Source organism: Roseomonas fluvialis (genome assembly GCF_022846615.1).
GTDB classification, from domain to species: Bacteria; Pseudomonadota; Alphaproteobacteria; order Acetobacterales; family Acetobacteraceae; genus Neoroseomonas; species Neoroseomonas fluvialis.
Genome location: NZ_AP025637.1, coordinates 3,667,115 through 3,679,283, shown reverse-complemented (window position 1 = coordinate 3,679,283; position 12,169 = coordinate 3,667,115). Strand labels below are relative to the sequence as shown.

The 12,169-nt window shown below is 74.1% G+C and carries 13 protein-coding genes and 1 riboswitch; of the genes, 7 read left to right on the top strand and 6 right to left on the bottom strand.

Going from position 1 to position 12,169, the window contains the following annotated elements:
- The first annotated feature begins 145 nt into the window (after positions 1-145).
- The 4 genes from osmF to MWM08_RS17700 are packed head-to-tail and all read left to right on the top strand — an operon-like array spanning position 146 to position 3,913.
- Positions 146-1,078, top strand: coding sequence for a glycine betaine ABC transporter substrate-binding protein OsmF (gene osmF / locus MWM08_RS17715; protein ID WP_244407826.1), 933 nt, complete (start codon positions 146-148; stop codon positions 1,076-1,078).
- Positions 1,079-1,107: 29 nt separating this feature from the next.
- Complete coding sequence (locus MWM08_RS17710) at positions 1,108-2,235, top strand: ABC transporter permease subunit (RefSeq protein WP_244407825.1); 1,128 nt, start codon at positions 1,108-1,110, stop codon at positions 2,233-2,235.
- Entirely contained in the window at positions 2,232-3,164 is a 933-nt protein-coding gene (locus MWM08_RS17705; protein WP_244407824.1) for an ABC transporter ATP-binding protein, read from the top strand. The genes MWM08_RS17710 and MWM08_RS17705 overlap by 4 nt, the downstream gene beginning before the upstream one ends.
- Positions 3,161-3,913: an ABC transporter permease gene (locus tag MWM08_RS17700; protein ID WP_244407823.1), complete on the top strand. Its 753-nt coding sequence runs from the start codon at positions 3,161-3,163 to the stop codon at positions 3,911-3,913. Before MWM08_RS17705 ends, MWM08_RS17700 begins: the two co-directional genes overlap by 4 nt.
- On the opposite strand, the gene MWM08_RS17695 is transcribed toward MWM08_RS17700, so the two are convergent.
- The 3 genes from MWM08_RS17695 to MWM08_RS17685 all read right to left on the bottom strand — a co-directional run bounded on the left by MWM08_RS17695 (position 3,894) and on the right by MWM08_RS17685 (position 6,209).
- Positions 3,894-4,316 carry a CBS domain-containing protein gene (locus MWM08_RS17695; protein WP_244407822.1) on the bottom strand — a complete coding sequence of 141 codons (423 nt, stop codon included), beginning with the start codon at positions 4,314-4,316 and terminating at the stop codon, positions 3,894-3,896. The two genes, MWM08_RS17700 and MWM08_RS17695, sit on opposite strands and share 20 nt — an antisense overlap.
- 70 nt (positions 4,317-4,386) lie before the next feature.
- Entirely contained in the window at positions 4,387-5,247 is an 861-nt protein-coding gene (locus MWM08_RS17690; protein WP_244407821.1) for a sulfurtransferase, read from the bottom strand.
- Positions 5,244-6,209: a Bug family tripartite tricarboxylate transporter substrate binding protein gene (locus MWM08_RS17685; RefSeq protein ID WP_244407820.1), complete on the bottom strand. Its 966-nt coding sequence runs from the start codon at positions 6,207-6,209 to the stop codon at positions 5,244-5,246. Before MWM08_RS17685 ends, MWM08_RS17690 begins: the two co-directional genes overlap by 4 nt.
- A 79-nt stretch (positions 6,210-6,288) precedes the next feature.
- On the opposite strand from MWM08_RS17685, the gene MWM08_RS17680 reads away from it, so the two are divergent.
- The 3 genes from MWM08_RS17680 to MWM08_RS17670 all read left to right on the top strand — a co-directional run bounded on the left by MWM08_RS17680 (position 6,289) and on the right by MWM08_RS17670 (position 8,651).
- A complete protein-coding gene (locus tag MWM08_RS17680; RefSeq protein ID WP_244407819.1) occupies positions 6,289-6,909 on the top strand; it encodes a DUF1194 domain-containing protein in 621 nt (206 codons plus the stop codon).
- Between the two features lie 35 nt (positions 6,910-6,944).
- Positions 6,945-7,052: riboswitch (SAM-I-IV-variant riboswitch) on the top strand.
- A 39-nt stretch (positions 7,053-7,091) separates the two neighbouring features.
- Entirely contained in the window at positions 7,092-7,385 is a 294-nt protein-coding gene (locus MWM08_RS17675) for a hypothetical protein (protein ID WP_244407818.1), read from the top strand.
- 159 nt (positions 7,386-7,544) lie between these two features.
- On the top strand, positions 7,545-8,651 hold the full coding sequence (locus MWM08_RS17670) for a 2-aminoethylphosphonate--pyruvate transaminase (protein WP_244407817.1): 1,107 nt from the start codon (positions 7,545-7,547) through the stop codon (positions 8,649-8,651).
- Positions 8,652-8,867: 216 nt separating this feature from the next.
- Here the strand turns inward: MWM08_RS17670 and MWM08_RS17665 are convergent, their stop codons facing one another.
- The 3 genes from MWM08_RS17665 to MWM08_RS17655 all read right to left on the bottom strand — a co-directional run bounded on the left by MWM08_RS17665 (position 8,868) and on the right by MWM08_RS17655 (position 12,159).
- A complete protein-coding gene (locus tag MWM08_RS17665) occupies positions 8,868-9,530 on the bottom strand; it encodes a trypsin-like peptidase domain-containing protein (protein ID WP_244407816.1) in 663 nt (220 codons plus the stop codon).
- A gap of 86 nt (positions 9,531-9,616) precedes the next feature.
- Positions 9,617-11,344 carry an efflux RND transporter periplasmic adaptor subunit gene (locus MWM08_RS17660; protein WP_244407815.1) on the bottom strand — a complete coding sequence of 576 codons (1,728 nt, stop codon included), beginning with the start codon at positions 11,342-11,344 and terminating at the stop codon, positions 9,617-9,619.
- Entirely contained in the window at positions 11,341-12,159 is an 819-nt protein-coding gene (locus tag MWM08_RS17655) for an efflux RND transporter periplasmic adaptor subunit (protein ID WP_244407814.1), read from the bottom strand. Before MWM08_RS17655 ends, MWM08_RS17660 begins: the two co-directional genes overlap by 4 nt.
- Positions 12,160-12,169 lie beyond the last annotated feature (10 nt).

The window sequence follows — 12,169 nt, the reverse complement described above, 5'->3', positions numbered from 1 at the left end:
GAGCGGCGGCGCGGCCGCGCGACGACGGCGACGGCGCGATCCGCGAAGGTGGGACCTGCTGCTGCAACCGCGCGACGCGTCCGGGGTTTCGCCACTAGCGTGGCGCGTGGCAGTCTGCCGGCGACCAACGCGAAGGAGCATCACGATGCGAGCAACCTCCGTGACATGTGGCCGGCGCGCGCTGCTCGCTGCGGCCGGTACCGCGGCCATCGCGCCCGCGGTCGCGCAGGCACGGCCCATCGTGGTCGCGAGCAAGATCGACACCGAGGGCGGGCTGCTCGGCCAGATGATCGCGCTGCTGCTGGAAGGCGCGGGGCTGCGGGTCGAGAACCGCGTCCCGCTCGGCCCGACGCGCATCGTGCGCGCGGCACTCCTGGCCGGCGAGATCGACATCTATCCCGAATACACTGGCAATGGCGCCTTCTTCTTCCAGATCGAGGCTGATCCCGCGTGGCGCGATGCGCGCGCGGGCTACGAGAAGGTCCGCGAGCTCGATGCACAGCGCAACGACATCGCCTGGCTGCCGGCGGCCCCCGCCAACAACACCTGGGCCATCGCGGTGCGCGCGGATGTGGCGCGCCAACACACCCTGCGCCGGCTCGATGACCTCGCGCCGCACATCGCCGCGGGGCGGCCTTTCAAGCTGGCCGGTTCGGCCGAGTTCGTGGAGAGCCCCGCTGCGCTGCCCGCCTTCCAGCGCGCCTATGGCTTCACCCTGCCGCCCGACCGGCTGCTGGTGCTGCCGGGCGGCGATACCGCGGTGACCATGCGCGCGGCGGCGCAGCAGTTGAACGGCGTGAACGCCGCGATGGTCTATGGCACCGATGGCGGCATCGCGGCACTCGACCTGACCGTGCTCGAGGACAGCAAGGGCGTGCAGCCCGTCTATGCGCCCGCGCCGGTGGTGCGCGGCGCAGTGCTGCGGGCGGAACCGCGGATCGCCACAGTGCTGGCCCCGGCCTTCGCTGGCCTGGACCTGGTCACGCTGCAGCGGCTGAATGCGCGCATCGCAGTCGAGGGACAGCCGGCGCGCGCCGTCGCGCAGGCGCATCTGCGCCAGGCGGGGCTGCTCCGCTGAGGCTGACCGACGGCCGGGCGCCCGCCGCGATGCTGCGGCTGCGCGCCGGCCCGATCGAGGCCGCGCTGCTGCTGCTCGCCGTCCTGGCGCCCGTACTGCTTGGCTTCGCTGTGCTGTCGCCCAACCGCATCGTGCCGCCGCGGCTGGTGGGCATCGCTGAGGTTCCGGCCTGGGGCGTGCTCGCCCCCGCGGCTGCGTTGGCGCTGGCGGCGCTTTTGCTGCCCGGGCGTGCGGCGTGCCTGGCCTGCGGCCTCGCGCTGTGCGGGCTCCTCGCGGGGTTGGGCGATTTCGCGGAGCAGCTTGCAGGGTCGTCGCAGGCTGCTCGGCTCGGCCCGGCGGCGGGGTCGTGGGTGGCGATCGGCGCCCTGCTGCTGGCGGCGCGGCTGGCCCTTGGCCGCGCGCAGGCCGGCGCCGCGGTGCGTGCGGCGGCGGTGGTGGGCTTCGTCGCCGCGATCGGCGCGGTGCTGGCAGCCGGGCTGCTGGATGACCTTGCACTCGTGCGCGAGGCGCGGGCGCGCGGCGAGGAGATCGCCGCCGCGCTGGCCGCGCATCTGCGCCTGGTGGCCGCGGCGTTGGTGCCCGCGCTCGTGGTCGGCGCGGCGCTCGGTGCGCTGGCCTTCGCGCGGCCGCGCGCGGCACCCGCGGTACTCGGCGTGCTCGGTGCGCTGCAGGTGATCCCGGCCATGGCACTGTTCGCGCTGCTGATCGAACCGCTCGCGGCGCTGGGGCGCGCGGTGCCGCTGCTGCGCGAGGGCGGGCTCCGCGGCATCGGCGGCGCGCCGGCGGTGCTGGGGGTGTTCCTGTACCTGCTGCTGCCGATCGCGGCGGCGATGCGCGCGGGGCTGGCGGCGGCGCCAGCGGCGGCGGTGGATGCGGCGCGGGGCATCGGTTTCGCGCCCGCCGCGCTGGTCTTGCGCGTGCGCCTGCCGCTCGGCGCGCCGGTGCTGTTGGGGGGCGTGCGCACGGCGGCGGTGCAGGCGGTGGGGCTGGTCACGCTGGGCGCGCTGGTCGGTGCCGGTGGCTTCGGGGTGCTGATGTTCCAGGGCCTCGGGCAATTCGCACCGGACCTGATCCTGCTGGGTGCGCTGCCGGTGGCGGCGCTCGCTCTGCTGGTCGATGCCGCGCTGCGCGCCGCCGAGGAAGGCCTCGTGCCATGATCCGCTTCGAGGGCGTGCGGAAATCCTTCGGCGATGCGCGCGCGCTCGACGGGCTCGACCTGGTGGTGCCCGAGGGTGCCTTCGCGGTGCTGCTGGGCGGCTCCGGCGCGGGCAAGTCGACCGCGCTGCGCATGGTCAACCGCCTGGTGGAGCCGGATGCCGGGCGCGTGCTGCTGCGCGGGCAGGACGTGGCGGGGCAGGACGCGCCCGCGCTGCGGCGGCGCATCGGCTATGTCATCCAGGGCATCGGTCTGTTCCCGCACTGGAGCGTCGCACGCAACATCGCCGCGGTGCCACGGCTGCTGGGCTGGGACGAACGGCGCATCGCCGCGCGTGTCGATGAATTGCTGGCGCTGCTGCAACTCGATCCCGCGCGGTATCGGGGACGGATGCCGGCGGAGCTTTCGGGCGGCCAGGCGCAGCGCGTCGGTGTCGCGCGCGCACTCGCGGCGGATCCCGAAATCCTGCTGATGGACGAGCCCTTCGGTGCGCTGGATGCGCTCACGCGCGGCGCGCTGCAGGCCGAGATGGCGCGGCTGCACGCCGCCACCGGCAAGACCATCCTGCTGGTCACGCACGACGTGGAGGAAGCCCTGGCACTCGCCACGCGCCTCGCGGTGATGGCCGATGGCAGGCTGCTGCAGGAGGGTGCGCCGCGCGACCTGCTGGACACCCCGGCCGACCCGCGCGTGCGCGGGCTGCTCGATGGCGGGGCGATAGGACTGCGGCGGCTGGGGCTGATGCCGGCTGCCGCGCTGGCGGTGCCCGGCGGCGCCGCGCCGGCCGGCCTGCCCGTGCTGCCTGCCACGGCGACCTGTCGCGTGGCGCTCGAGGCCATGCTGGCGGCGCGCGCCGAGGCGGTCCTGCTGCACGACGCGGCGGGCGCGCCGGCCGGGGTGCTGGCGCTGCGCGACCTGCTGCGCGCATGACCTGGCGCGCGCTGTTGCCGACCGCGCTTCTGGTCGCCGCCGTCGCCGCGCTGCCGGCGCTGGGCCCGGCCTTCCACGCGCTGTTCCCCGAAGTTGCCGACCCTGTCTATCGCCGCGAGGGCTTCGCCACGCTCGCGCTGCTGCATGCCGGGCTGGTCGTCGGCTCGCTGCTGCCGGCGGCGGTGATCGGCATCGGCCTCGGCGTCGCCGCGACGCGCCCCGGTGCTCGGGAGGTGCGCGTGCTGGCCGATGCGCTGGCCGGCTTCGCACAGGCAGTGCCGCCGGTGGCCGTGATCGCGATCGCCGTGCCGGCCGTGGGCTTCGGCGCGACCCCGGCGCTGATCGCGCTGGTCTGCTACGCGACGCTGCCGGTGCTGCGCGCGGCGATGGGCGGGCTCGCGACCGTGCCGCCCGAGGCAATCGACGCGGCGCGCGGCATCGGCCTCACGCCGCGCCAAGTGCTCCTGCGGGTGGAATTGCCGCTGGCGGCGGGGCCGATCCTGGACGGGCTGCGCGCGGCCGCGGTGCTGGCGGTGGCCACCGCGGCGGTGGGGGCGGTGGCGGGCGCATCGTGCCTCGGCACGCCGATCATCGCAGGGTTGGTGAACGGCAACCCCGCCTGGGTCGTGCAGGGGGCGGTGCTGACCGGGCTGATGGCCTTTGCCGTCGATGCGCTGCTGAGCGCGGCGGCACCGCGGCGCGCCGGTGCCGGACGTGTCCGACAGGCCGTCAGCGCAGCGCCTCCATGAAGCCGGTCTCGTCGTCGATGCGGGCGTGTTCGCGCGCGCGGAAATCGTAGCGGGAGACGATGCCGGCGATGCGCCCCTCGGCCACGATGGGCAGGTGGCGGAAGCCGCCATCATGCAGCAGGCGCAGCGCATCCACCGCGCCGGCGCCGGGCGCCAGCGTGGTGGGGTCGCGCGTCATCACCGCATCGAGCGACGTGGCCTTGGCGTCGAGACCCTCTGCCAGCAGCCGCACCGCGTCACGCCCGGTGAAGATGCCGACCAGCCGGCGGTCGTCGCGCGCCACCAGCACGGCGCCGACGCGGCGCGCATGCATCGCGGCGCAGGCCTCGGCGACGGTCGCCTCGGGGCCGAGGACCAGTGGCTTCTGGTCGCGCACGATCTCGCCCAGGGTGCGGTGGGGCATGGCGCCGTTCCTCCGTCATTGAACCGACACATAGCGCGTACGGGCGGCGCGGTTCCTTGACGCAGCGCAATCACCCCGCGCCGGTCTGCATCGGCAGGGACGGGTCGCGACCCCATTCGTCGAGGCTGCCGTCATAGACCGCGAGGTCGGTCCAGCCTGCGCGCATCAGGTTGAACACCAGGTTCGAGGCCGCGATGCCGCCGCCGCAATAGGCCACCACGCGCTGGCCTGGCGCGATGCCGGCCTCGGCCGCCAGCGCGGCCACATCGGCGGTCGTCAGGGTCGCATCGCCGAGCCGCCCGGCGGGCAGATTGCAACTTCCCGCGATCCGGCCGGGCCGATGGTAGGTCAGGCCGCCCGTGCCGGCGTGCTGTTCCGGCGACAGGGCGTTCACGACCGCAACGGCGGGGTCGGCGATCGCGGCGAGCACCTCGGCGCGGTCGGCGATGGCGCGCGCGCGGGGCCTGGGCACGAAAGGGCGCGCGGCGGGCATGGGCGGTACAGCGGGACCGGTCTCGACCGGCAGGCCGGCGGCGCGCCAGGCCGCGAAACCGCCTTCAAGCAGCCGCGCATCGTCGAAGCCGATCCAGTGCAGCGTCCAGAAGGTGCGCGCGGCCCAGTTGCCGCCGACGCGGTCGTAGATCACCACGCGGCTGTCCGCGCCCACGCCATGCGCGGCGAAGGCGGCCGCCGTGGCCTCGGGCGAGGGCAGTGCGAAGCGGAAGGGCCGCGCGCGATCCCACAGCCAGTCCAGCGCATCGAGATGCACCGAGCCCGGAATGCGGTGCTTCTCGAAGGACGCCCGCGCGCTTTCCTGCAGCATGGTGGTGAGGTCGGGCGAGGGGCGCTGGAAGACACTGCCGTCCAGCACCACCAGGCCGGGCGTGCCCAGGTCCGCCGCTAGCGCGGCGGGGCTGACCGTAAGGCTCATTCCGGCTGGAAGTTCGCGATGCGCAGCAGTTCGACGTTGCGCGCGACATCGCCCTGGATGAAGCGCTCGACCTCGGCCACGCTCTCGGCCACCGGTTCGAAGCCAAGGCCGGTCAACCGTTCGACCACGGCGGGTTCGCGCAGGCCTTCGACCAGCGCGGCGTTGTAGCGCGCGACAATCTCGGCGGGCACGCCGCGCGGCGCCCAGACGCCGTACCAGGAATAGAATTCGAAGCCGGGCAGGCCGGCCTCGGCCATGGTCGGCAGGTCGGGTGCCAGCGGCGTGCGCGTGGCGGTCGCGATGCCCAGGCCGCGCAACTGCCCGCCGCGCACCATGGGCAGTGTGGCCAGCACCGGGTCGAACATCAGTTGCGCGTTGCCGGCCGCGACGTCGGTCAGCGCCGGCGCGGTGCCGCGATAGCCCACGATCTCGATGTTCGATCCCGTCACGCGGTTGAACTCGATGGTCCCGAGATGGCCGGCGGAGCCGAGCGAGGAGGTCGCGAAGGTCCAGCGGGCGGGTTCGGCCTTGGCGGCGGCGACCACCTCGGGAATGGCGCGCTGCGGGCGCTGCGGGCTCATCACCAGCACCAGCGGGCCGCGCGCGGTGCGGGCCAGCGGCACGAAATCCGCGACCGGGTCGTAGGGCACATTGCGCATCACGGAGCGCGCCATGACGTGGATCGAGGCCGAGCCGAGGATGGTGTAGCCATCCGCCCCCGCCTGCAGAACAGCCTGGGACCCCACCTGGCCGTTGGCACCGGAGCGGTTTTCGACCACCACCGTGACGCCGAGCTTCTCCTGGATCTTCTGCGCCGCCAGGCGCGACATCGCATCGGTGGCGCCGCCCGGCGGGTAGGGCACGACCATGCGGATATTGCGTGCGGGGAAGCCGCCCTGCGCCAGCGCGGGGGCGGCGAGCAGCGCGCCCGCGGTGCCGCCCAGTAGATGCCTGCGATGCATGCGAAGTCTCCCGTTCGTTCCGCGCCACTGTGCACGGCACGGCGGGTGCGCGGAAGCGCCGCGCATGCGAGAAGACGGCATGGAGAAGGTCGATCTCGCGCTGTGCCTGGCCGTGGATGCGTCTTCCTCGGTGGACCATGACGAGTTCGGGTTGATGCTGGGCGGGTATGCGGCCGCGCTGCGCGACGATTCGGTTCTGGCAGCGCTGACCGGCGGGCCGCGGCAGGCGAGCGCGATCGCGATGCTGCTGTGGTCGGGGATCGGCGCGCGGGACGTGGCCGTGGGCTGGACCCGGGTGGACGGCGCGGGTGCCGCGGCGGCGCTGGCGGATGCGATCGATGGCACGCCGCGCCTGGTGGCCGCCGGCGCGACCGCGCTGGGCGAGGGCATGGCCGCCGGCCTCGCGCTGCTGGCCGCCTGCCCGGCGGAGGCGACGCGCCTGGTGCTCGATGTCTCGGGAGACGGGCGGCACAACCAGGGACGTCCGCCCGGGCCGGTGCGCGACATCGGCGTGGGGGCCGGCGTGACGATCAACGCCCTGGCGGTGCTGAACGAGGAACCCGACCTGCTCGACCACTACCGTGCCGAGGTGATCGGCGGGCCTGGGGCCTTCGCGCTTCACACGCCCGACTATGCCGCCTTCGCGCAGGCGATCCGGGAGAAGCTGCTGCGCGAGGCGAGCGGCGCTGCCATCGCCTGAGCGCTTGCGTTTCCGCGCGCAGCGTGGCCTATGCGGCCCTGCATCAGGAGTTGGGCCGGCGCCCAACGCCAACCTGCCTTCCCGGGCAAGGTGGCGCCTCCGCGAGGGGGGATGCGGCCGTTCCGGCAATCAATCGGGAAGCGCCGCTGCGTCGTCTCCGCCCCGTATCGAGGAGGACACAGATGCGCGACGTGGCAGCCGCCCCCGACCTTGCCCTGCTTCTGGCCCCCACCGATCAGGCGCAGTTCGTGGCGATGTGCGACTGGCCGACCCGGACCGGGCGCGTCGAGGCATCATGGCTGTATGTCGTGCTGCACCGCGGCCATGGCGCCTGGACCCATGCGTATCGCGTGGTGCCGGACCGCCGGCCGGGCCACCTCGCGGTGTTCCTGGAACGCGCGGAACCCGGCGACGCGCGCGAGGCGCTGGCGGCCTGGCTGCGGGGGCGCGTCGCCGCGGCTGATACGCGGCGCTGAACCCGTGGGCCGCGGCTGATACGCGGCGCTGAACCCGTGGGCCGCGGCTGATCCGCGGCGCTGAACGCGTGGGTCGCGGCTGGCGTGTGGTGCCGAGCGGCTTGCGCCGGCGCGGCGATGCGGGGCAGAAGGCGCGATCCCTTGCTTGAACGGCCCGCCATGCTCCTTCTCATCCCCGGACCCGTGCAGACCAGGCCCGAGGTCCGCGCCGCCATGGCGCAGGACATCGCGCCCTGGGACCGCGACTTCCAGGCCGTCTATGCCCGCATCCGCGAACGCATCGTGGGGGTCGCCGGCGGGACGCCCGGCGTGCACGCCACACTGCCGCTGCAGGGCGCCGGCCATTTCGTGACCGAGGCCGCGCTGCGCACCTTCGTCGTGCCGGGCGGCAAGGTGCTGATCCCGATGAACGGCGCCTATGCCACGCGCATGGCGCGCCTGGCGCGTGAGGCCGGGCGCGAGGTTGTGCCGCTCGACCTGCCCGACACGCGCGGCGCGACTGCGGCAGACATCGTGCCGGTCCTCGAGGCCGATACGTCCATCGGCCATGTCGCCTTTGTCTTCAACGAGACCGGTTCCGGCATCGTCAACGACGCCGACGGCATCGGCCGCGCCGTCCGCGGCCTCGGGCGCCGGATGATCCTGGACGCGGTCTCGGCCTTCGGGGTGCTGCCCTTCCGGCTCGATGAACACCCGGAATGCGACGTGCTGGTCTTCACGTCCGGCAAGTGCCTGGAAGGCATGCCCGGCATGGGCTTCGCGGTGGCGCGGATGGACCGCGCGGAAGCCTGCGCCGGCCATGCGCAATCCTGGTCGCTCGACCTGTCCGATGTGCTGGCCAACGCGAAGCGATCGGGCTGGGGCTCCATCCGCTTCACCCCGCCGGTGCAGGCGATCGCGGCCTTCGACGTTGCGCTCGACCTGTATGAGGCCGAGGGCGGCCAGCCCGCGCGATACGCCCGCTACCGCGCCAATGCCGATGCGCTCTACGACGGCCTGGCAGCGATCGGACTGCGCCCGTACCTCGAGAAGCAGCACCAGGGCCCGGTCATCGTCACCGTCCACCAGCCCTCCGACCCGCGCTTCGACCTGATGACCTTCGTCGAGGCGCTGAAGCGCCGCGGCGTGCTGATCAGCAACTTCTACAACACAAGCGCGCCCACGCTGCGCATCGGCGCGATCGGCGCCATCACCACCGACGACATCCGCCGCGCGGTGGCGGCGATCGGCGCGACCTTGGACGACATGCTGGCAAAGGCGGCGTAGGGCGCGCTGCCCGAGAGGGGCTTCGCACCCTCAGCCCACGTCGCTTGAACGTTGAAGATGCTCGATCATGCGGGCCGGACGGCCCGCGCCGGTTGCGGCGCCGATTGGCCCGCCCACCATTGCAGCATGGCCGGGCGGCGACCCACCACTGCGATCTGGTTCGCCAGACACCCGTATTGAACGGTCAGGGCGACATCTCGACGAAACCAGGGTGCCTCACCACCGCGCCCGTTCGATCTCGTCCACCGGCACGATCAAGGTCAGTGACGGCATCATGCCACCGGCCGCGCCCGTGGCGGAGAGCCGTCGCGCCACGCTGAGATTGTCCGCGACCGCCGCCATCACCACGCCGACCAGCCGTCCCTGCGCATCGACCACCGGGCCGCCGGAGAAGCCCCGTGCAACCGGAAGCCTCGCCGCGATGAGGTCCGTACCGAAGGGTCGCGCAGCGGCCGCCGGAAGCACTTCGCCACTGACCGACCAGACGCCATCGCCGGTGCTGCCGACCGCGAACACGCGATCGGTGGCATCGGGCGGGGCGCGACGGGGTGTCGGTGGCGCAACCGTCAACCCGTCGATACCGAGCAGCGCGATGTCCGCCGAGTTCGCGATGCCCACCCTGCGGACGGCATGGATCTCCCCGCCGCTGCGGATGCGCATCGAGGCATGGCGCGCGGCGGCCACCACATGGGCATTCGTCACGACCTGTCCCGCGGCGATCACCGTGGCTGAACCCAGCAGGCGCCCGTCGGCGGTCTCGACCGTCCAGTGCAGCGCAGCCGCGGCCGACGCGGCACGGGCCGGATCCTCCGCCGGCATCCCGCCGGCACAGGCGCAGACCAGCAAGGCGGACAGGGCACTGCCGAAAGCGCGGATCATGCGGATGGGTCCCGGGCTGAGCGAGCCTCAGTCTCCGGGAAAATCGTAAATGTGTTCCTCACGCGCGCTTCGCCGGCGCCGGGGCGTCAGATCCAGAAGCGTCGCCGCACCCAGCGGATGGGGTCGCGCAATAGCGCCATCAGCCAGGTCGTCCGGCCGGTCTCGATGCGTGCCCAGCCTTCCATCCCCGGGCGCAGGTCGTCGTCCTGCGCATCCTCGATGCGGGCGATCACGCGGAAGACGTTTCGGCCCTCAACCACCTCGGCCATCGGGCGGATGCGCTCGACGACCGCGTCACGCGTGCGGCCCGGCTCGGCAGCGGTGGCGAAGCGCAGCCGCTGGCCCTCGCGCAGCCTGGTGCTGTCCTCGTCCAAGACCAGCGCCTCGGCGCGCAGCGGGCCGGCCAGCGCGATCTCGAACAACACCTGCCCGCGCGACAACGGCTGGCCGAGGCTGCGCCGCAGGTCGCCGGCGATGATCACACCATCGGCCGGCGCGCGGATATCGGCCAGCTGCAGGCGGTGCTCGAGCAGCGCCACCTGCGCCTCCGCCCGGCGCGCCGCGAGCAGGGAGATCTGTTCCTGGGCCGGTTGCCCGCCGGCGCGCGCCACCGAAGCATCGCGCAGGTCGTTCGCCGCGCGCGCGCGCGCAGCGGCCAGTTCCAACTCAACCTCCCGTGTCGCCAGCCGCGCGATCGGCGTCTGCCGCGCCACCACCGCATCGCCCGGCTGCACGGTCGAGGCTTCAAGCAAACCATCGAAGGGTGCCGTGACCACCTGCGCCCGTTCCGGCCGAAGCACCACGGGCGCCTCGACCACCGCGGCGCGCGGCAGCACCGCGAGCAGCGCGATGATCGCCGCCGCCGCGCCGGCAACCACCAGCCGGCGATTGGGTCCGCGCCGTCGCGGGGGGCCTTCCGCCACCGCGCCGAACAGCACCGCCACCGGCAGCAGCCGCGCACCGGCATCCTCGGCCACGGTCACGCCGGGCGGGAAGGTGACGACCACCACCGCCCGGCCCGACGGCACCGATAGCAGGGTGCGCGGGCCGAAGGCTTCGCCCAGCGCGCGCTCGGAGGGCGTCTGGGCCTCGCCGGGCAGGCTGAGATGCGGCGCGCCGCGATCCATCGCCTCCTCGGCCAGCGCGAACAGCAGCCGCGGCAGCTCGGCGCCCGTGTCGACCTGGCGCTGGTCGGACAGGCCCAGGATGCGCCGCCGCGGCAGCACGAGCGCGACACGCTCCGCCCCCGCGAGGCCGGCCGTGAGCAGCAGCGCCGCCGCGTCGTGCAGCCCGTCCGCGCGGTCGGGCGCGCGCAGCATGGCCTCGGCGGCCATGGCGGCCAGCGCTTGTGGCGCGCGCGCCTGCATCGCCGCCTCGACCGCGCCGGCCTCGGCCAGGGCGCCCAGGAACGCCATGCGCTCGCGCGTGAGAACCAGGTCCATGGGCAGGGCGGAGGAAACCTCCAGCACCAGCACGGCCGGCCGCGGTGGAGCGCCCGGGCCTTCGGCCGGCCCGGCGGAGGCGGCGAAGACCCAGCGCCCCTCACGCCCGACCGCCGAAGCAGCGATCCCGCGCCCGGATGCCGCGGTGTCGGCCAGTGCGGCCCAGGCCTCCGGCGCCGCCTGGTCGGATTCGGGCGCAATCGCGCTCCAGCCCTCGGTGCCGCGGGCCAGGACCGCGCCGGCCTCGGCCATCGTGAGTTCGCGGCCGAGTTCCAGCATGTCGGTCGCCCAGCCGGCGTCGCGCCGCCGCGCACGCAGCCGTGCGAGGCGCTCGCTCAGCGGATCGGCGGTGCGCAGCGCGGGCGCGTTCATGGCAGGATGGCGCCGAGGTCGAGCGCGGCCTCAAGCCCCGCCGGCACCGCGATGCCCTCATTGGCGATGGTGAAGACCGCCCGGAAGCGGCCCGATGCAGCATCCATCACCGGGTCCATGTGGCGCAGCCGCGCCTCCATGGCGCGTCCGACGGGTTCCGAGAGCAGCAGCGGATAGGCAGCGCCGACCCGCAGCGCCTTCCAGGCCTGCGCGGGCACGTACAGCACCGCCTCCAGCACCGACAGGTCGGCCACGGTGACCGGCCGGTCGGCGCGCGTCAGCGTCGCACCCGGCACGGTGTCGAGCCGCGTCACCACCCCGTCGAAGGGCGCACGGATGACAAGCTGGTCCTGCTGGGCGAGTTCGAGCTCGAGCCGCCGCTGCTCGACCCGCCGCCGCTCGCTGGCCGCATCGGACTGCGCAGCGGAGATGTCCACCCGGGCCCGCGCCTGGCGCAGTTCCCAGTCGGTCGCGGCACCGCGCCCGGCGGCCTGCTGGGTGCGGGCCAGGACGGCCTGCGCCTCCTGATGCTGCACCTGCGCCTGGCGGAGGTCGGCATCGGCCTCGGCGGCGGCGCGGGCCAGGCCGATGCGCGCGGTCTGCACCGCATCATCGAGGCGCAGCAGGACATCGCCCTCGCGCACGGCCGCGCCTTCGGCGACCAGGACTTCCCGTACCACGCCGTCGCTTTGCGGCCCGAGCGTCGCCAGCCGCTGCGGGCGGGTCGGGCCGCGCACGAGGTCCTCCTCCGCGGCGGCCAGCGGCGCGGCGGACAGCAGGGCTAGCGCGACGATGGCGCGGCGGCGGACGGTCATGGCCAGCCCA